Source organism: Nodosilinea sp. LEGE 07298 (genome assembly GCF_015207265.1).
GTDB lineage: Bacteria > Cyanobacteriota > Cyanobacteriia > Phormidesmidales > Phormidesmidaceae > Nodosilinea.
The window spans coordinates 12,154-33,054 of the sequence record NZ_JADEXE010000018.1; the positions used below are offsets into that span (position 1 = coordinate 12,154).

Consider the following 20,901-nt stretch of genomic DNA (forward strand, 5'->3'; position numbering starts at 1 on the left):
TGGGCAGTGCCCACCCTACGGCAGCAGCAAACAGATTTCTCAGTCAGAGGTTAGGGAAAACACACCATGAAGTCTACACTGGCACAACTCACCGTTCAGTTTGACCAAGCTTTGGTCGCGGCCTTTGGCCCAGAGCTAGCCGGTACCGACCCCATGCTGGTGCCCACCACTAACCCTAAGTTTGGCGACTACCAGGCCAATTTAGCCATGTCGCTGGCCAAGCCGCTCAAGCAGAAACCCCGTGACATTGCCACCCAAATCATTGAAAACCTAGACGTTAGCGACCTCTGCGAACCGCCCGAAGTAGCTGGCCCTGGCTTTATTAACCTGCGGCTCAAAACCCAGTATCTAGAAGATCAGCTCAGGGCGATGCAGGCCGACCCGCGCCTCGGGGTGGCCCCTGCCGAGCAGCCCCAAAAGGTAATTGTCGATTTCTCTAGCCCCAATATTGCTAAAGAAATGCACGTGGGCCACCTGCGATCGACCATCATCGGCGACTCCATTGCCCGCGTGCAGGAGTTTATGGGCCACGATGTACTGCGCATCAACCACGTTGGCGACTGGGGCACCCAGTTTGGCATGCTGATTACCCACTTGAAGGAGGTCTGCCCCAAAGCGCTAGAAGTGGGTTCATCGGTAGACATCGGCGATCTGGTGACCTTTTATAAGCAGGCCAAAAAACGCTTTGATGAAGACGATGCTTTCAAGACTCGCTCTCGCGAAGCCGTCGTCGATCTGCAATCGGGCGAAGATACCGCTACCAAAGCCTGGAAAGCTCTCTGTGAGCAGTCGCGTAAAGCATTTCAAACACTCTACGATCGCCTCGATATTGACATTCAAGAACGCGGCGAATCCTTTTACAACCCTCTGTTAGCCAACGTAGTAAAAGATCTAGAAGCCCAGGGGTTACTGGTCGAAGACCAGGGTGCCAAGGTCGTCTTTGTCGAAGGTTTCACCAACAAAGACGGTGACCCGCAGCCGCTGATCATTCAAAAAACTGACGGCGGCTACAACTACGCCACCACTGACCTAGCCGCCATTCGCTACCGCATTCAGCAGGATGGGGCCGATCGCGTGCTTTACGTAGTCGATGCCGGGCAGAGCAACCACTTTACCCAGGTGTTTCAGGTAGCCGCCAAGGCTAGCTGGATTCCCAGTGGTATCGAACTCACCCACGTACCCTTTGGCGTGGTGCAGGGTGAAGACGGCAAAAAATTTAAAACCCGCGCTGGCGATACAGTCCGTCTCAAGGATCTGCTCGATGAAGCGGTCAGCCGCGCCCGCGCCGATCTAGAAAATCGCATTCAAGCTGAGGAGCGGCAAGAAACCGAAGCCTTCATTCAAAACGCAGCCGAAGTCGTAGGCATTGGTGCCGTAAAGTATGCCGACCTGAGCCACAACCGTACCAGCAACTACATCTTTAGCTTCGACAAAATGCTAGCTCTCCAAGGCAATACAGCCCCCTATATGCTCTACGCCTACGTACGGGTTCAGGGGATTAGCCGTAAGGGCGATATTGACTTCGATCACCTGCCCGCCGAGGCCCGCATTCACCTCGAAGATGAGACCGAGTTTGCCCTGGCCCGACATCTGCTCCAACTCGGTCAGTTGGTGGAAGAAGTTGCCCGCGATCTCTACCCCAACTATCTCTGCCAGTACCTATTTGAGCTGAGCCAAAAGTTTAACCAGTTCTACGATCGCTGCTCGGTGCTTCAGGCGGCAGAACCCCAGCGCACCTCCCGTCTGCTGCTTTGTGATCTAACCGCTAAAACGATTAAACTAGGTCTGTCGCTGCTAGGCATTCGAGTGCTAGAACGCATGTGAAAATTGCTGCGCACAACTGCTAAGTTCAGCTGACATCCTCCTAAAGGCAGGAGACATTCTGTTTCAAACTTGCTTTCCTCAAGATAGGTGCATCATCAGAGCTTAATCAGGGCATCTATCCTGAAGGGATACCCTGATATCTAAACGGTAATTTTGCCACTCATATTTAGCAGCGCATGTTTCTCTTTTTGAAAGGTTTTGAAGTCCCCTTGGATTAGGGGCTTTTAGCATGCCTATACTGATGTTTTGTAAGCTACTTTCATAGAAGTAATGCAGTTTCAAAAAGATTGTGTGCTCTGATACCGATAGCTGGTAAGTAGAGGCACATTTTCGGGAAGACTAGGGTTGCATCTCAGACTAGTTTTTAAGTTTTTGGTTGAAACTATCACAATGCCCTACGCGGTAGTTGGACACTACAATGCTGGCTTGATCGGCTTGTCTTTGGGCGTTGCAGCGCTAGCGTCTTTCACCACCTTGAGTTTAGGACGGCAAATTTTAGGCATAGAGCGCTACCAGTGGCCCTGGCTAATTGGCGGTGGGCTAGCCATGGGTACGGGTATTTGGGCTACTCACTTTATCGGTATGCTGGCGCTTGAACTGCCCATACCGGTAACCTACGACCTTTTGACGACGGGCCTGTCGCTGGTGAGTGCGGTGCTGGCGGCTAGTGTGGCGCTAGCGCTGGTGAGTCGCCCCAACTTAAGCTGGTCTGGGCTGGGAACGGGTGGACTCGCCATGGGTTTGGCGATCGCCTGGATGCATTACACCGGCATGGCGGCGATGGAAATACCGGCTCACCTGAGCTACCACTGGCCCCTAGTTGCCCTCTCGGTGGTCATTGCCGTGGTCGCTTCAACGGCAGCGCTAGCGCTCAACCTCTGGCCGCAGCGCCGTCACGGGCAGGGGCAGCCCTGGTTTGCTAAGTTAGCAGTACCAGCCCTGGGGGTTGCCGTTGGTGGCCTACACTATACTGCTATGGCTGCCACAGCATTTCAGCCCAATGATTTGACTAACGATCTGACCCATGATTTGACCATAGATGCAGGAGCGTTGCCCAACTTAGATGCTCCGTGGCTAGCCCTGGCGGTAGGGCTTGGAGCCGCCGTCATCTTGATCATCACCCTAGTCGCACTGCGGATTAATCGAAGCCTCACCCAGCAGCGCGTGCAGGAGGTGGCCATGGCCAATAGCGAACAGCGCTTTCGGGCTTTAATTCGTGATATGGCGGTGGGGGCGCTGCTGCTCAACGCTAAGGCCGAAATATTAATCCGTAACCAAGCGGCTCAGCAGCTGCTGCACCTGCCTGAGAGAGAAAGCCACCCCCTGGTGTTTGGTCAAGCTGGCTATATTCAGCGCGAGGACGGTACGCCTTTTTTAGAGAAGGAGCTACCGGTGCAGCGGGCGATCGCCCAAAAAGCGCCCCTGGGAAATGTAGTGATTGGGGTCAGTGCTACCCAGGCCAACTCGCCACGCTGGCTGCTAGTGAATGTTGACCCTCAGCTTAACGAGGCTGGGCAGGTGGAAAGAGTCGTGTGCACCTGTAGCGACATTACGCTGCAAAAGCAGGCCGAAGTGGCGGTACGGGCTGTGGCCAACCGCGAGAAAGCGGTAATGCAGATCGTACAGCGCATGCGCCAAACCCTCGATCTGGAAGCTATCTTTGCCGCCACCACTGAAGAATTGCAGCAGGCTCTCAGCTGCGATCGCGTCTGGATCTACCGCTTTAACCCTGACTGGAGCGGTACCGTAGTGGCCGAAGCGCTCATTGACCCCACGGCCCCTTCTACGCTGGCGACGGCGATAGTCAGCGATCGCCTCATTGAGCAGGATGACTGCGGTGCTCGCCAGCTGCAAAACGGCGGTTTTGATGACGGCTACCTGCTGCTCGAAGACACCTACTTGCAAGAGACCCAGGCAGAAACCTATCGCCAGGACCGCACCTACCACCGCGTCAACGATATTTACACCGAAGGGTTCAATACCTGCTACCTGGAGTTTTTAGAGCGATGGCAGGTGCGTGCCTACGTGATTGTGCCAATTTTTGCTGGCAGTCAACTCTGGGGCTTGCTAGGCGTCTACGCCCATCATCACCCCCGCACCTGGACCCGTCAGGAGGTCAAAATGGTGCTTCAGGTCGGTACTCACCTAGGTACGGCTGTACAACAGGCCGACCTGCTGCGGCAGACCCAACAGCAAGCCCAGGCCCTAGCGGTAGCCAAGCGTGCCGCCGATGCTGCTAGCCAGGCCAAGGGCGACTTTTTAGCCAGCATGAGCCACGAACTGCGCACCCCCCTCAACGCCATATTGGGGTTTACCCAAATTCTGCATGACGACGATAGTTTAGATTCCGCCCACCGCGATCTGATTGCTATTGTCAACCGCAGCGGCAACCACCTGCTGGGGCTAGTCAATAATGTGCTGTCGCTGGCCAAAATTGAGGCCAACAAAATTACCCTGAATGAAGGGGCCTTTGACCTACACCAGCTGATCCAGGCCGTAGGTGACCTGCTGCAGCTCAAGGCTGAGGCCAAGGGAATTCAGCTAGAGGTGGTGCAGCCCCCGCCGCTGCCCCATCAGCTTTGGATTGACGAGGGCAAGCTGCGGCAGATTTTAATTAACCTAATTGGCAACGCAATTAAATTTACGCCTCAGGGCCGTGTTGTGGTGCGATCGCGCCTGCAGCAGAACCTGGGCGATTCGGCTCGGCCCTACCGTCTCAGCATTGAGGTGCAAGATACAGGCGTAGGCATCAATTCAGAAGAAATTACCCATTTGTTTCAGCCCTTTCACCAGACCCAGTCGGGGCGGCGCTCTGCCGAAGGCACCGGATTGGGGCTATCGCTCAGCTACAACTTTGCCCAGCTGATGGGGGGCGATATTACGGTAACGAGCCAGCCTGGGGCAGGGTCAACCTTCATTGTTAGCTTGCCCGTGGGTATGGCGACGATGGTCAAAGACCGGCTCACTGAGACCATCACCGCCAAGTCAGAGCAGCCAGAGCACGACATCATGCACCTGGCTCTCCATCAGTCCGCTCCCCGGATTTTAGTCGCTGATGACGCGGCCGAGAGCCGACTGCTAATTCGCCACTGGCTTGAAGGAGCTGGGTTTGAGGTCTGTGAAGCCAGTCAGGGCCAAGAGGCCCTTGACCTGTGGCAGTCGTGGCAACCTCACTTGATTTGCCTTGACATGCGCATGCCTGTGCTCGATGGCTATGGAGTGGCGCGGCGGGTACGCGAGCTACCTGGGGGCGATACCACTGCGATTATTGCAATTACCGCCAGCGTCTTTGAAGAGCAGCGTTCCGACTGCATTGTGGCAGGCTGTAATGCTGTATTGCCCAAACCCCTTCAGCGGCGGGTGCTGCTCGATCACATTGGCCGCAGCCTGGGCCTTACCTATCAGTACACCGTTGGGCCTAGGCCTGAGAGCGAAGCTGGCGCGACGGTCAAAGACTGGTCGCAAGGGGCGATCGCAGCCTTGCCCGATTACAGTGGGCAAAGCTCGATTAAAGATCATCGCCCTCTTACCGAGGCCGACTTTAGTGTGCTTACCCCCGACTGGCTGAGCCAAATTCATCAGGCCGCCCAGGCTGCTGACGACCGCCGCGTGCGCCAGCTGATTGCCCAACTACCCCCCGGTCAAGCCCCCCTAGCCCAGCGGTTAAATCGTCTGGTCAACGATTTTCGCCTCGATGTCATTATCGATCTGACCGCTGTCCCCCCCTCAACCATTTCCCTGTAGCCGATTGAACCTATGACTACCGCTGTACCCCCTCTCCATCAGGAGGCAGGCATTAAAGATGCAGACATTCTGTTGGTAGACGATATTCCCGATAACCTACGGGTGTTATCCACCATTCTGGAATCTGAGGGCTACCGCTGCCGTAAGGCTATTAGTGGTGCACTGGCCCTCAATGCCATTGCGCTGGCCCCTCCAGATCTGATTTTGCTTGACATCACTATGCCCATCATGAATGGGTTTGAGGTCTGCCGTCAGCTTAAAGTCAGCGAGAGCACCCAAAGCATTCCAATTATTTTTCTGACCGCCCGCGACGCCGAAACCGAAAAAGAGCAGGCCTTTGGCCTGGGGGCCGCCGACTATATCGTTAAGCCCTTTATGGCCTACGAAGTACTGCTGCGAGTCAAACACCAGCTAGCCCTGCGGCGACAGCAGCAGCAGCTAGAGATTCAAAATCAGCAGCTTCAGGCCGAAATTAAAGAACGTCAGCAGGCTGAGGCCGAGCTTCGCCGTCAGCGGCAGCGTTCTGAAGAGCTATTGACTAACGTGCTGCCCTTTCAAATTGCTCAGCGCCTTAAGGAGCGGGAGCAGGCGATCGCCGACCAGTTCGACGCCGTCACGATTTTGTTTGCCGACATCGTGGGCTTTAGCCCCGTAGCGGCTCAGCTGGCCCCCTGCGAGCTAGTTCATTTGCTCAACCAAATGTTTTCTCGGTTCGATGAACTGGCCGCTATGTACAAGCTAGAAAAAATTAAAACCATCGGCGATGCCTATATGGTAGCTGCCGGAGTACCCTGCCCCCGGTCTGACCACGCCCAGGCGATCGCCCAGATGGCTTTGGATATGCAGACCACCATCAGTGACTTCCAGCGGCCCGACGGTCATCCCTTCCAGTTGCGCATTGGCATCAATTCAGGCAGTGTCGTAGCTGGAGTCATCGGCATTCGCAAGTTTATTTACGATCTCTGGGGCGACACCGTCAACATTGCCAGTTTCATGGAGACGACTGGTGAGGCGGGCAAAATTCAGGTTTCAGAGTTGACCTATACCCACCTCAAAGACCACTTTACCCTCAAGCCCCGAGGCCCAATTGGTTTGAAGAATGGCGACAGCATCACCACCTACTGGCTGATTCCCCAAGAGCAGGCTATCCCCAAACCTACCCAGCTTACGGTCCTGGAGCATCCTACAGGTTCTGCCCTGTGCTGCGGCTAACCCTTACGTATCGGCAGTGGCTCCTACTTCTACCGGCACTGGGGCTACTGTTTTGGTGGCACTCAGCGCCGCATTCACTAACCCTAAAAACAGTGGGTGAGGGGCGCTAGGCCGCGACTGAAACTCAGGATGAAACTGGCTGGCAATAAAGAAGGGATGGCTGGGTAGCTCGATAATTTCTACCAGACGACCGTCGGGAGAGGTGCCGCTAACCGCATAACCCGACTCTATAAACAGATTGCGATAGGCGTTGTTGAACTCATAGCGATGGCGATGGCGCTCGTAGATCACCTCTTTGCCGTAGAGGCGGCTGGCTAGGGTATCGGGTGCCAGGCGGCAGGGGTACAGGCCCAGGCGCATAGTGCCGCCCAGATCCACCACATCCTGCTGCTCAGGCAGCAGGCTGATGACTGGATTGGGGGTTTCAGGGGTAAATTCTGAACTGTCGGCTCCGTCAAGTTGGGCCACGTGGCGGGCCCACTCGACCACCGAGCACTGCATACCCAGGCACAGCCCCAAAAAGGGAATGCCCCGCGTCCGGGCGTACTCAATTGTCTGCACCTTGCCGCCAATACCACGCGAGCCAAACCCCCCCGGCACTAAAATGCCGTTGACGCCGCTTAGGTGGGCTTCTGGGCCGTTGGTTTCAATGTCTTCGGAGTTAATCCAGCGGACATTGATGGCGGCGCGATGGGCGATTGCCGCATGACGCAAGGCTTCTACCACCGATAGATAAGCATCGTTGAGGCTGACATACTTGCCCACAATCGCAATATCGACCGGTTGGCTAGAGCTGTAGAGCCCCTCTACAATAATTTCCCATTGGCCCAGGTGGGGCTGTCGCTGATCCAACGCTAACATCTTCAAAGCCTGGTGAGCCAGCCCTTCGTGCTCTAGCTTTAGAGGTACCTCGTAAATGCTGCTGGCATCTTGACAGGTAACCACGGCCTCGGCAGGCACATCGCAGAACTCGGCAATCTTTTCCTTCATGGGCTGGGGCAGCGGACACTCACAGCGACATACCAGAATGTCGGGCTGAATACCAATTGACCGCAGTTCTTTGACCGAATGCTGAGTTGGTTTGGTTTTTAATTCTCCTGCCGAGGCAATCCAGGGCACCAGGGTAACGTGCATGTAGAGCACGTCCTGACGACCTACGTCTTTACGAAACTGGCGAATGGCTTCCAAAAAGGGCAGCGACTCGATGTCGCCAACGGTGCCGCCAATTTCAGTAATTACCACATCGGGGTTAGTGTTGCGAGCGACTCGGTGAATGCGCTCTTTAATCTCATTAGTAATATGGGGAATCACCTGTACAGTCCCCCCCTGGTAGTCGCCCCGGCGCTCTCGGTTAATTACAGCCTGGTAGATAGAGCCAGTGGTAACGCTATTGAGCCGCGACATAGACGTATCGGTGAAGCGTTCGTAGTGACCCAGGTCGAGGTCGGTTTCGGCTCCATCTTCGGTCACAAACACCTCCCCATGCTGAAAGGGACTCATGGTGCCGGGGTCGACGTTGATGTAGGGGTCAAGTTTAAGAATAGAAACGGAGTAGTCGCGCGATTTTAGCAATCGGCCCAGACTGGCCGCGACAATGCCCTTGCCAATGCTCGACACTACGCCGCCGGTTACAAACACAAACTTCGTCATAGCAGCTTAACCCAGACCCCAGGAGCGTTAACCCGTTAATTGTGCCACAGGGGCCGGGTGATTCGTGTTGATCCTGAGCGCCGTCGGTAAAGCGGGCTAGAGAATAAGTGGGCTAGAGAAGGCTGGGCTAAGCGCTAGAAGACCCCTCGCCACCGCCCGATTCGGGCTGCACCCGTCGCTGCACCGAGTCGCCGTGGGAGGGCAGCCCCTCGGTCTCGGTCAGCACCGCGATCGCATCCGCTACCCCCCGTAGGGCTTCCGGAGAATACTGCATCAGGCTAGAGTGCTTCATAAAGGTTTCGGTCGAAAGCGGTGAGGCATAGCGGGCCGCGCCCGAGGTGGGCAAGGTGTGGTTGGGGCCAGCCAAATAGTCACCCACCGCTTCGGGGGTAGAATGGCCTAAAAAGATCGCGCCGGCGTGGCGAATGTGCTCCAGCAGATCCCAGGGCTCGGCCACTTCCAGCTGCAGGTGCTCAGGAGCAAAGCCATTAGACAACTCAGCCGCCCGCTCCAAACTATCGACGACGACCGCCAGACCATAGTTAGCGATCGCCTTTTCCGTTAGCGTCTGGCGCGGATGCCCCGCTAGCTGGCGATCGACCTCGGCGGCTACCCTCGTCGCCAGCGGCTCGCTGGTCGTGAGCAAAATAGCGGCGGCGATCGGATCGTGCTCCGCCTGGGCCAGCAGATCGGCGGCGACGTGGGCGGGGTTAGCCGTATGGTCAGCAATCACCAAAACTTCAGATGGCCCTGCCAACGAGTCGATGCCTACGGTGCCGAAAACCAATTTTTTCGCCAGCGTGACATAGATATTGCCGGGGCCAGTAATTACATCTACTGCCGGTATCGTCTCAGTGCCGTAGGCCAATGCCCCCACGGCCTGGGCGCCCCCAACCCGATAAATTTCGGTAATACCTGCCTCTTGAGCTGCCACCAGCACCGCCGGGTTGACTGTACCTGTTTGGCCAGGGGGAGTGACCATGACCACCTGCTTAACCCCAGCCACTCGGGCCGGAATCGCGTTCATAACGACGGTACTGGGGTAAGAAGCGCGCCCCCCAGGAACGTAGATACCGGCTCGATCGACGGGGGTGTAGCGCTTACCCAGGACCACGCCATTGTCTTCAAACCTTACCCAGCTCTGAGGTACTCGCTGGCGATGAAAGGCTTCTACATTTTTACAGGCCAGTCGAATGGCATCCAGCAGCCCCTTACTCACCTGCTGATAGGCCGCATCCAGCTCAGCCCCCGAGAAGCGCAGCCCATCGGCGGCTAGGGTAACTCCGTCAAAGTCCGCAGTATACTGAATAAGGGCCTGGTCTCCCTGGCGGCGAACAGCATGCAATATTTCTCGAACCGTGGCTTCCTTATGCACGACTTGATCGTCGTGGGTGCGGGCACAGATGCGTTGCAGCTCTGCTTTTGCCTCGGGTAGCTGATGGGTGATGCGCAGCATTACAGCCAGGAATCCAGATAAGCCAGCAAGGTGCGGTGCGCTAGGTTAGCTGCTTGGGAGCGGTAAAACATTCCGCAAAGGCAGTCAACACCAGCGTTGTACCATCCTAGTCGATCTACAGACTAATTTGGTAGCCAGACCAAGCATTCATTTACACCGTTTGGTGCAAATTGGTGCTAACATGCTTTATCCAGTCAATTAATCTTGTTAAGCTAGGGCGAACTGTGGCAAACATCAAGTCTGCACTAAAACGAATTGAAATCACCGAGCGCAATCGGTTGCACAACCGATCCTACAAGTCGGCAGTCAAAACTCTGACCAAAAACTATCTCTCTGCTGTTGACGCCTATCGGGCTGACCCTAGCGCTGATACCCAAAAGCAGGTTGAGGCCACCATGGCTGCTGCCTACAGTAAAATTGATAAGGCCGTAAAGCGTGGCGTGCTTCATCCTAATACCGGTGCTCGCAAGAAGTCTGGCCTGGCTCGGGTGCTCAAGGCTCAAGAGGCCACAGGGGCTGCGTCCTAGGTTACCCCTAGGTTTCAAATACGCTGGGCTACCTGCCGTTTCTTGTCGCTGCATTTGTTATGCCTTTGGTTGATACCCACGTACATCTCAATTTTGATACGTTTACTGGGGATCTCGACGAACTAACCCAGGCCTGGAGACAGGCCGGGGTTTTAGCTTTGGTGCATTCTTGCGTCGAGCCTGGAGAGTTTGCGGCTATGCAGGCGATCGCCGATCGCATTCCCGAGCTGTACCTGTCCGTGGGGCTTCATCCCCTCGATATGGATAAGTGGACTGGTGAAACGGCCGCCCAGATTGCTGAGCTGGCTGCCTCTGACAGTCGGGTTGTTGCCATTGGCGAAACCGGACTCGATTTCTTTAAGGCAGATGACGAAGCTGTTCAGCGCGAGGCTTTTTGGCAGCAGTTAACCATTGCCCATGGTCTGGGGCTACCAGTCATTGTCCACTGTCGAGATGCGGCCCAGGCTACAGCTGAGGTGATTGAGGAGTTTCAGCGTCATGTTGGCCCTGTTACTGGTGTCATGCACTGCTGGGCAGGTACTCCGGCAGAGACCCAACGGTTTCTTGATCTAGGGTTCTACATTAGCTTTAGCGGTATTGTCACCTTCAAAAATGCTCATCAGGTTAAAGCCTCGGCCCAAATGGTGCCTGCCCACCGATTGCTAGTTGAAACGGACTGTCCCTTTCTTACCCCCGAACCTCGGCGTAAAGAGCGCCGCAACCAGCCTGCCTTTGTATATCATGTGGCGGCTTACCTAGCTGAGCTACGCCAGGTCAATTTTGAAGCCTTAGCTCAGACAACTACCCACAACGCTGTGACCTTGTTTAAATTACCCGAGTCATCCCTATTGCTTTCCGCTTACCCTAATTTGCATTATGTCCCCACCCCGGCGGGCTGCTAGGCAGTTGGTCTATTGTGCGGGTGTGCGATCGCCGTTGTGCAACCTCTCCCCAATCATTAGATCGGCCTCTACGGCCATCCTACTTTACCGCCCCGATTTACCCACTCGCTCCGTTTGAGATGCGTCGTTACATTCTGACTCATCTGCACTTGGCCGACCTGCACTAGGAGACCCATGACTGAAACCACCGTTTACCAAACTACTCCCAACTTTGTTCTGCCCGACCTGGTAGAAATTCAGCGGTCTAGCTTTCGCTGGTTTTTAGAAGAAGGGCTGATTGAAGAGCTGGAAAGCTTCTCTCCTATCACCGACTATACCGGCAAGCTAGAGCTGCACTTTTTAGGTAAACAGTACAAGCTCAAAAGCCCTAAGTACGATGTCGATGAGGCCAAGCGGCGGGATGCTACCTATGCCGTGCAGATGTACGTGCCCACCCGCTTAATCAACAAAGAGACCGGTGAAATTAAAGAGCAGGAAGTCTTTATTGGCGACCTACCGCTGATGACCGATCGCGGTACCTTCATCATCAACGGGGCCGAGCGGGTCATCGTTAACCAAATCGTGCGAAGCCCTGGGGTCTACTACAAGGCTGAAACCGACAAGAATGGCCGCCGCACCTACAACGCCAACCTGATCCCCAACCGAGGGGCTTGGCTTAAGTTCGAGACCGATAAAAATGATCTGGTGTGGGTGCGGATCGACAAAACCCGCAAGCTGTCGGCTCAGGTGCTGCTGAAGGCCTTAGGCCTTACCGACAACGAGATCTTCGATTCGCTGCGCCACCCCGACTACTTTCAAAAAACCATCGAGAAAGAAGGGCAGTTTAGCGAAGAGGAGGCCCTGCTTGAGCTGTACCGCAAACTGCGCCCCGGTGAGCCTCCTACCGTGGCTGGGGGTGAACAACTGCTGCACTCTCGCTTCTCCGATCCCAAGCGATACGACCTGGGTCGGGTGGGCCGCTACAAGCTCAACCGCAAGCTGCGCCTCAATGTGCCCGATGCCACTCGGGTGCTAACGCCTACCGATATTTTGTCGGCAATCGATTACCTAATCAACCTGGAGTTTGACATCGGCTCCATCGACGACATCGACCACCTAGGCAACCGCCGGGTCCGCTCTGTTGGCGAACTGCTGCAAAACCAGGTGCGGGTAGGCCTCAACCGCCTAGAGCGCATTATCCGCGAGCGCATGACCGTCTCTGATTCTGACTCGCTGACCCCGGCGTCTCTGGTGAACCCCAAGCCTCTAGTGGCGGCTATTAAGGAGTTCTTTGGCTCCAGCCAGCTGTCTCAGTTTATGGATCAAACCAACCCCCTAGCAGAGTTAACCCACAAGCGACGGATTAGTGCCCTCGGCCCTGGTGGTCTCACGCGTGAGCGGGCCGGTTTTGCCGTGCGCGACATTCACCCCTCCCACTACGGACGTATTTGTCCCATCGAAACACCGGAGGGGCCTAACGCTGGCCTGATTGGTTCCCTGGCTACCCACGCCCGAGTCAACGAGTTTGGCTTCATTGAAACGCCTTTCTTTAGGGCTGAGAATGGACGTGTCTTCAAAGACGTCGAGCCGATCTATATGACTGCCGACGAAGAAGACGATCTGCGGGTAGCTCCTGGCGATATTGCCACCGACGAAGAAGGCTACATCGTGGGCGACACGATTCCAGTACGCTACCGCCAAGACTTCACGACCACTGACTCCACCGAGGTGGACTATGTGGCCGTATCGCCTGTGCAGATCATCTCCGTAGCAACGTCGCTGATTCCCTTTCTGGAGCATGATGACGCAAACCGCGCCCTTATGGGGTCTAACATGCAGCGTCAGGCAGTGCCTTTGCTTCAGCCCGAGCGTCCCTTGGTGGGTACGGGACTAGAAGCCCAGGCCGCGCGTGACTCAGGGATGGTCGTTATCAGCAGCACCGATGGGGAAGTGGTGTATCTTGACGCAGACCTGATTAAGGTGCGTGACCCAGAGGGTAGTGTCCACACCTATGAGTTGCAAAAGTATCAGCGCTCTAACCAGGATACTTGCCTTAACCAGCGTCCCATTGTGTTCCCTGGCGAACAGGTTCTAGCCGGGCAAGTCCTGGCAGATGGTTCTGCCACTGAGGGGGGCGAGCTAGCTCTAGGGCAAAACGTGCTGGTAGCTTACATGCCCTGGGAAGGCTACAACTATGAAGATGCTGTTCTGCTCAGCGAGCGCCTCGTATTTGATGATGTGTACACCTCTATTCACATCGAAAAATTCGAGATCGAGGCACGACAAACTAAGTTAGGTCCTGAAGAAATTACCAGGGAAATCCCTAACGTTGGCGAAGATGCCCTGCGTCAGCTAGATGAAACCGGCATTATTCGCATTGGGGCCTGGGTTGATTCGGGAGACATCTTAGTCGGGAAGGTTACCCCCAAGGGTGAATCTGATCAGCCTCCGGAAGAGAAGCTATTGCGAGCTATTTTTGGCGAAAAAGCCCGAGATGTGCGCGATAACTCGTTGCGGGTGCCAAACGGCGAAAAAGGACGGGTGGTTGATGTGCGGGTCTTTACCCGAGAACAGGGGGACGAGCTACCGCCTGGGGCCAATATGGTGGTGCGAGTCTATGTGGCGCTGAAACGAAAAATTCAGGTGGGCGACAAAATGGCCGGTCGTCATGGCAATAAGGGAATTATTTCCCGTATTTTGCCCATCGAAGACATGCCCTACCTGCCCGATGGCACGCCCATTGATATTGCCCTCAACCCCCTTGGAGTACCTTCCCGCATGAACGTGGGGCAGGTGTTTGAGTGCTTGCTGGGCTGGGCCGCCGAAAACCTCGATGCTCGCTTCAAGGTTATTCCCTTCGACGAGATGTATGGGGAGGAAGCCTCGCGAAACTCCACCCACGGCAAGCTGATGGAGGCCCGCGAAACCAGCGGCAAAGACTGGATCTTTAACCCTGATGATCCCGGCAAAATTGTTCTGCGGGACGGTCGTACGGGTGAGGCCTTTGATAAGGCGATTACGGTGGGGAGAGCCTACATGTTGAAGCTGGTACACCTAGTCGACGACAAAATTCATGCTCGCTCTACCGGCCCCTATTCTCTGGTGACTCAGCAGCCTCTAGGCGGTAAGGCTCAGCAGGGTGGTCAGCGATTTGGCGAAATGGAGGTGTGGGCGCTAGAAGCCTTTGGGGCAGCCTACACTCTCCAGGAGCTGTTGACGGTGAAGTCTGACGATATGCAGGGGCGTAACGAGGCCCTCAATGCGATCGTCAAGGGCAAGTCAATTCCTCGTCCAGGTACTCCTGAGTCCTTCAAGGTACTGATGCGAGAGCTGCAATCCCTCTGTCTAGATATTGCGGTGCACAAGGTCGAAACCCGTGAAGACGGGACCAGCCGCGATACCGAAGTAGACTTGATGGCCGATGTCAACAGTCGTCGTACCCCCTCTCGCCCCACCTATGAGTCTATTGCTGCTCGGGATGAGGAGCTAGAAGAAGTAGAAGACTAGCCCATCCCCACGTCTGTCCTCAAGGATTGTGCCTTAGGTAGTCCTTAGGGACAGACATTATCCTCCACACCCTAGACCAAGCGCCCTTTCAAGGAAAATACCCAGCATGGCCAAGCTAGAACAACGGTTTGACTACGTCAAAATCGGCCTCGCCTCCCCAGAACGGATTCGCCAGTGGGGAGAGCGCACCCTGCCTAACGGACAAATCGTGGGCGAAGTTACCAAACCCGAAACGATCAACTACCGCACCCTCAAGCCTGAAATGGACGGACTATTCTGCGAGCGCATCTTTGGCCCCGCCAAGGACTGGGAGTGCCACTGCGGTAAGTACAAGCGGGTGCGCCACCGGGGTATTGTGTGCGAGCGCTGCGGCGTGGAGGTAACCGAGTCACGGGTGCGCCGTCACCGGATGGGCTACATTAAGCTGGCCGCCCCGGTGGCCCACGTGTGGTACCTGAAGGGTATCCCCAGCTATATTGCCATTTTGCTCGACATGCCCCTGCGCGACGTAGAGCAGATTGTCTACTTCAATGCCTATGTGGTGCTCGATCCGGGCAACGCTGAAAATCTCAGCTACAAGCAACTGCTGACCGAAGATCAGTGGATTGAGATCGAGGATCAGCTCTATGACGAAGAAACTGAGCTGTCTGGGGTTGAGGTCGGCATTGGGGCCGAAGCGCTCCAGCGATTGCTGGAGGATCTGGAGCTAGAGACCACGGCGGAAAAGCTGCGGGAAGATATTGCCAACTCTAAAGGCCAGAAACGGGCCAAGCTGATCAAGCGCCTGCGGGTAATTGACAACTTTATCGCCACAGGCTCTAAGACCGAGTGGATGGTGCTGGACGTGATTCCGGTGATTCCGCCCGATCTGAGGCCGATGGTGCAGCTAGATGGTGGCCGCTTTGCCACCTCCGACCTCAACGACCTCTACCGCCGTGTGATCAACCGCAATAACCGACTGGCGCGTCTGCAGGAGATTCTGGCTCCAGAAATCATTGTCCGTAACGAAAAGCGGATGCTGCAGGAAGCCGTCGATGCGTTGATCGACAACGGTCGCCGAGGCCGCACCGTGGTGGGGGCTAACAATCGACCGCTAAAATCCCTCTCTGACATTATTGAGGGTAAGCAGGGGCGCTTCCGCCAAAACCTCCTGGGCAAACGAGTTGACTACTCTGGCCGTTCTGTCATCGTGGTTGGCCCCAAGCTGCAAATTCACCAGTGCGGTCTGCCTCGGGAAATGGCGATCGAGCTGTTTCAACCCTTTGTGATTCACCGGCTGATTCGCCAGGGCTTGGTCAACAACATCAAAGCGGCCAAAAAGCTGATTCAGCACAATGACCCTAGTGTGTGGGACGTGCTGGAGGAAGTGATTGAAAGCCACCCCGTTATGCTAAACCGAGCGCCGACTCTGCACCGTTTGGGCATTCAGGCCTTTGAGCCGATTCTGGTGGAAGGGCGAGCGATTCAGCTGCATCCGCTAGTGTGCCCGGCCTTCAACGCTGACTTTGACGGTGACCAGATGGCGGTGCACGTGCCCCTATCTCTGGAGGCCCAGTCAGAGGCCCGACTACTAATGTTGGCCTCGAATAATGTGCTCTCGCCTGCCACGGGTCAGCCGATCATCACCCCCTCCCAGGACATGGTGCTGGGCTGCTACTACCTAACGGCGGAAAACCCTGATGCCAACAAGGGCGAGGGGCATTACTTCGCCAGTATGGAGGACGCCATCATGGCCTTTGAGCAGGGCGTAGTCGATCTTCATTCCAAGGTATGGCTGCGGTTTGATGGGGAGGTTGAGTCTGACCAACCCAAGACATCTGCCCCTGAGCGGATGGAGTCTGAGGACGGCACCATTACTGAAATTTACCCCGATCGCCGGATGCGTTTAGACAGTGAGGGCAACTTGATTTCTCAGTACATCAAGACTACGCCGGGCCGCATTATCTACAACAAGGCGGTGCTCGACGCGATCGCTGGCTAGGAGCCACAAAAACACCACAGCACGAACATCACAGGCACATTACAAAGGGCAAAACCTATGGCTGAGCAAGGGGCACCTCAATCCTCTCTGATCTTTCGGAACCGCATTATTGATAAAAAGCAGCTCAAGAAGCTGATTGCCTGGTCGTTCACTAACCATGGCACCGCGCGCACGTCGCAGATGGCCGACCGGATTAAGGAGCTAGGTTTCAAATATGCCACCCGGGCCGGGGTCTCTATCAGCGTAGAAGACCTTCAGGTTCCGCAACAGAAGAAGGGCATGCTGGCCGCCGCTGAGGAGGATATCCGCATTACCGAAGAGCGCTACACTCGCGGTGAAATTACCGAAGTGGAGCGTCTCACCAAGGTAATTGACACCTGGAATGACACCAGCGAAGAGCTGAAAGACCAAGTGGTCAAAAACTTCAAAGAAAACAACCCGCTCAACTCGGTCTACATGATGGCCTTCTCTGGGGCACGGGGAAACATTTCCCAGGTGCGGCAGCTGGTGGGCATGCGGGGTCTGATGGCTAACCCCCAGGGGGAAATCATTGACCTGCCCATTAAGACTAACTTCAGGGAGGGGCTGACCGTTACCGAGTATGTGATTTCCTCCTACGGTGCCCGTAAAGGCCTAGTGGACACAGCGCTGCGCACCGCTGATTCGGGCTATCTGACCCGCCGTCTGGTCGATGTGTCTCAGGATGTGATTATTCGCGAGCACGACTGCGGCACTGAACGCGGCATTCCCCTGCGCAGTATGACCGACGGTGAACGGGTGCTCATTCCTTTAGAGAACCGCCTGCTGGGACGCGTGGTCGCTGAGGATGTCGTGCACCCCAAAACCGGTGAGGTGCTGCTAGAGAAAGATCATGCCGTGTCTCCGGAGATTGCAGAAATGCTGGCGGAGGCCGGGGTTGAAGGGGTAGTAGTGCGATCGCCTCTCACTTGTGAGGCGACCCGTTCTGTCTGCCGCCTCTGCTACGGCTGGAGCCTAGCTCACTCTGAAATGGTTGATTTGGGCGAAGCGGTAGGCATCATTGCCGCCCAGTCTATCGGTGAACCTGGTACTCAGATGACCATGCGTACCTTCCACACGGGCGGTACCTTTACAGGCGAAGTGGCACCTCGCATTCGGGCCAGCAAAGACGGTACCGTGAAGCTGCCCAAAAATCTCAAGACCCGCGCCTTCCGCACCCGCTACGGCGAAGAAGCGCTCATGATGGAGGCCAACGCTGACATTGTGATCGAAGGCACGGGCAAAAACAAAACTGAGTCTCTGCCCCAGGGCACAATTTTGTTTGTCAACGATGGCGAAACGGTTCAGAAAGAGCAGCTGCTAGCCGAGTTGCCCTCTGCTGGCCGTACCCGTAAGGTGACTGAAAAGGCCACCAAAGACGTCACCTCTGACCTAGCTGGGGAAGTGAAGTTTGCTGGCCTAGTCCAAGAAGAAAAAACCGATCGCCAGGGCAACACCACTCGCCTGGCCCAGCGAGGCGGTCTGCTGTGGGTATTGGCTGGCGACGTGTATAACCTGCCGCCAAGCGCTGAGCCCGTGGTGCGCAACGGTGACTATGTTAATGCCGATGATACCCTGGCTGAAACCAAGCTCACCACCGAACGGGGTGGTTTGGTGCGCCTGCCCGAAGCCGACGACGAAAAGGGCACCCGCGAGGTCGAAATCATCACCGCTTCGGTGATGCTAGATCAGGCTCAGGTGCGCAAAGAACACGGCCAGGGCCGCGAGCATTACTTTGTTGAGACTGCCCACGGCCAGCGCTTCTCCCTAATTGCTACGCCAGGGGCTAAGGTCACCAGCGGCCAGGTGATCGCCGAACTCGAGGACGATCGCTTTCGGACTCAAACCGGCGGTATTGTCAAATTTTCTGGTGTTGATGTAGCCAAAAAGGGCAAGGGCAAACAGGGCTACGAAGTGGTTCAGGGTGGCACCTTACTGTGGATTCCTGAAGAAGCTCACGAGGTCAACAAAGATATCTCGCTACTGATGGTGGAAGACGGTCAGTACCTCGAAGCGGGAACAGAAGTTGTGAAAGACATCTTTTGTCAAAATAGCGGCGTGGTTGAAGTGACCCAGAAGAACGACATTCTGCGCGAGATCTTGGTCAAGCCGGGCGAAATCCATATGGTGGATGCTCCTGAAGACGTGATGGATCGCGATGGCACCCTGGTCAACGCTGGCGAAGAGGTAATGCCAGGTCTGGTATCTGACGCTCTGCGCTACGTAGAGTATGTTGAAACTCCCGATGGCCCCGCCTTGCTGTTGCGCCCAGTGGAGGAGTACGTAGTGCCAAACGAGCCCGCTGTGCCTAGCCAAGACAGCGCCGCTGATGCCGCCGGTTCGATCAAGCTGCGTGCTATCCAGCGCATTCCCTTTAAAGATGGGGAGCGGGTGAAGTCGGTAGATGGCGTTGAGCTCCTGCGCACTCAGCTAGTGCTTGATATTGAAGACGAGTCACCCCACGTGGTCGCCGACATTGAGCTAGTGCCCGACGATCAAGACGTCGACCTAATGCGCCTACAAATGGTGGTGCTAGAAACCCAGGTAATTCGCCGCGACGCGGTTGCCGACCAGACCCAGGGTAAAACTGTGACCCGACTGCTGGTAGAAGACGGCCAGCAAATTGATCCCGGAGCAGTAGTAGCCCGTACTGAGATTCGCTGTAAAGAAGCGGGAGAAGTACGTGGTATTCGCGAAGGACAGGAAGCCATTCGCCGAGTGCTAGTGGTTCGGGAAGCCGACCGCATGAAGGTCGACCTTCAGGGCAAGGAGCCAACTGTAAAAGTTGGTGATCTGGTGGTAGCCAACACCGAACTAGCCCCTGGCCTTACCCACGAAGAATCTGCAGAAGTCACCGCTATTGAAGGCAGTCAAATATCTTTGCGGTTGGCCCGTCCTTATCGTGTGTCTACCGGTGCCGTGCTGCACATTGAAGATGGTGACCTGGTACAACGGGGTGACAACTTGGTGCTGCTGGTGTTTGAGCGGGCTAAGACCGGCGACATCATTCAGGGTCTGCCTCGGATTGAAGAGCTGCTAGAAGCTCGCAAGCCGAAAGAAGGCTGCATACTTTCCGAGCGCCCCGGTAACGCTCAAGTCGTTTACAGCGATGACGAAACCGTAGAGGTCAAAATCATCGAAGACGATGGCGTAGTTACGGAGTACCCCATTAGTCCTGGGCAAAACGTGCTGGTGTCTGATGGCCAGCGGGTCAGCACTGCTGAGCACCTGACCGACGGCCCCGCCAACCCTCACCAGATTCTGGAGGTGTTCTTTAAGTACAATCTCAGCCAGGGCATGGGTATTCACGATGCCGCTCTAGGGGCGCTGCAAAAGGTGCAGTCGTTCCTGGTGAACGAGGTGCAGTCGGTGTATCAGTCGCAGGGTATCGACATCTCCGACAAGCACACCGAGGTGATTGTGCGGCAGATGTCGTCGAAGTGCCGTATCGACGATGGTGGCGACACCACCATGCTGCCGGGTGAGCTAGTTGAAATCTACCAGGTCGAGCAGGTAAATGAGGCTATGGCCATTACTGGCGGTGCCCCGGCGGAATATACTCCGGTGCTGCTGGGTATTACTAAGGCCTCACTGAACACCGACAGCTTTATCTCGGCGGCTAGCTTCCAGGAGACTACCCGGGTGCTGACCGAGGCGGCGATTGAGGGCAAATCTGACTGGCTGCGCGGCCTGAAGGAGAACGTCATTATTGGACGCTTGATTCCGGCCGGTACCGGCTACAATGCCTACGAAGAGTCACCGACTCCCGAAATCGACCCGGCTTACGAGTCGGCCATTTTGGATGACGACATGGTGCTACAGGATGTGGTGCTGGATGACTTTACCGCCCGTAGCTATGATCTGGAGGGTAACCTCAGCATGCTCAATGACGATGAGATGATCGGCGGCATGTCTTTAGATGATGGCGGTTCTCGCGGCGGTGGGTCAGGCAATGGCGACTCGGCTGGGCTTGGCAATGGTGCCAGTGCGGACGATGATGACCTGCTGATCGACGATCAAACCGAAGCTGGCTAGGTCGGACTGCAAAAACCAGACGGCCCCGGCTGATTTGAATCAGCCGGGGCCGTCTGGTTTTTGGTT

8 protein-coding genes and 1 pseudogene are annotated in these 20,901 nt (G+C 55.8%); 7 read left to right on the forward strand and 2 right to left on the reverse strand.

The annotated features are described in order from the left end of the window. Positions 1-66: 66 nt before the first annotated feature. From argS to IQ273_RS04325, 3 genes are all read left to right on the forward strand, one after another. Positions 67-1,824 carry an arginine--tRNA ligase gene (argS, locus tag IQ273_RS04315; protein WP_194021942.1) on the forward strand — a complete coding sequence of 586 codons (1,758 nt, stop codon included), beginning with the start codon at positions 67-69 and terminating at the stop codon, positions 1,822-1,824. A gap of 390 nt (positions 1,825-2,214) precedes the next feature. Continuing rightward, positions 2,215-5,568: an MHYT domain-containing protein gene (locus tag IQ273_RS04320; RefSeq protein WP_194021943.1), complete on the forward strand. Its 3,354-nt coding sequence runs from the start codon at positions 2,215-2,217 to the stop codon at positions 5,566-5,568. Between the two features lie 12 nt (positions 5,569-5,580). Then, positions 5,581-6,780 (forward strand): adenylate/guanylate cyclase domain-containing protein, encoded by a 1,200-nt coding sequence (locus IQ273_RS04325; protein WP_194021944.1) that lies wholly within the window; start codon positions 5,581-5,583, stop codon positions 6,778-6,780. Between the two features lie 3 nt (positions 6,781-6,783). Here the strand turns inward: IQ273_RS04325 and IQ273_RS04330 are convergent, their stop codons facing one another. After that, positions 6,784-8,430 (reverse strand): CTP synthase, encoded by a 1,647-nt coding sequence (locus IQ273_RS04330; RefSeq protein WP_194021945.1) that lies wholly within the window; start codon positions 8,428-8,430, stop codon positions 6,784-6,786. Between the two features lie 127 nt (positions 8,431-8,557). Continuing rightward, positions 8,558-9,886 (reverse strand): histidinol dehydrogenase, encoded by a 1,329-nt coding sequence (hisD, locus tag IQ273_RS04335; protein ID WP_194021946.1) that lies wholly within the window; start codon positions 9,884-9,886, stop codon positions 8,558-8,560. Positions 9,887-10,110: 224 nt separating this feature from the next. On the opposite strand from hisD, the gene rpsT reads away from it, so the two are divergent. The 4 genes and pseudogenes from rpsT (at position 10,111) to IQ273_RS04360 (ending at position 20,835) form a co-directional block, all read left to right on the forward strand. Next, positions 10,111-10,413 (forward strand): 30S ribosomal protein S20, encoded by a 303-nt coding sequence (rpsT, locus tag IQ273_RS04340; protein WP_194021947.1) that lies wholly within the window; start codon positions 10,111-10,113, stop codon positions 10,411-10,413. 59 nt (positions 10,414-10,472) lie between these two features. Then, positions 10,473-11,315, forward strand: a complete 843-nt coding sequence (locus IQ273_RS04345) for a TatD family hydrolase (RefSeq protein WP_194021948.1) — start codon at positions 10,473-10,475, stop codon at positions 11,313-11,315. A gap of 174 nt (positions 11,316-11,489) precedes the next feature. Continuing rightward, the gene (gene rpoB / locus IQ273_RS04350) at positions 11,490-14,801 is read left to right on the forward strand and encodes a DNA-directed RNA polymerase subunit beta (RefSeq protein ID WP_194021949.1); all 3,312 of its coding nucleotides are present in this window, start codon (positions 11,490-11,492) and stop codon (positions 14,799-14,801) included. 106 nt (positions 14,802-14,907) lie between these two features. Then, positions 14,908-20,835: pseudogene (locus tag IQ273_RS04360) on the forward strand (DNA-directed RNA polymerase subunit beta'). Positions 20,836-20,901 lie beyond the last annotated feature (66 nt).

Bases quoted from the DNA above. Each gene is read 5' to 3' on its own strand.
- argS (WP_194021942.1), top strand. From the start codon at position 67: ATGAAGTCTACACTGGCACAACTCACCGTTCAGTTTGACCAAGCTTTG.
- IQ273_RS04320 (WP_194021943.1), top strand. From the start codon at position 2,215: ATGCCCTACGCGGTAGTTGGACACTACAATGCTGGCTTGATCGGCTTG.
- IQ273_RS04325 (WP_194021944.1), top strand. From the start codon at position 5,581: ATGACTACCGCTGTACCCCCTCTCCATCAGGAGGCAGGCATTAAAGAT.
- IQ273_RS04330 (WP_194021945.1), bottom strand. From the start codon at position 8,430: ATGACGAAGTTTGTGTTTGTAACCGGCGGCGTAGTGTCGAGCATTGGC.
- hisD (WP_194021946.1), bottom strand. From the start codon at position 9,886: ATGCTGCGCATCACCCATCAGCTACCCGAGGCAAAAGCAGAGCTGCAA.
- IQ273_RS04345 (WP_194021948.1), top strand. From the start codon at position 10,473: ATGCCTTTGGTTGATACCCACGTACATCTCAATTTTGATACGTTTACT.
- rpoB (WP_194021949.1), top strand. From the start codon at position 11,490: ATGACTGAAACCACCGTTTACCAAACTACTCCCAACTTTGTTCTGCCC.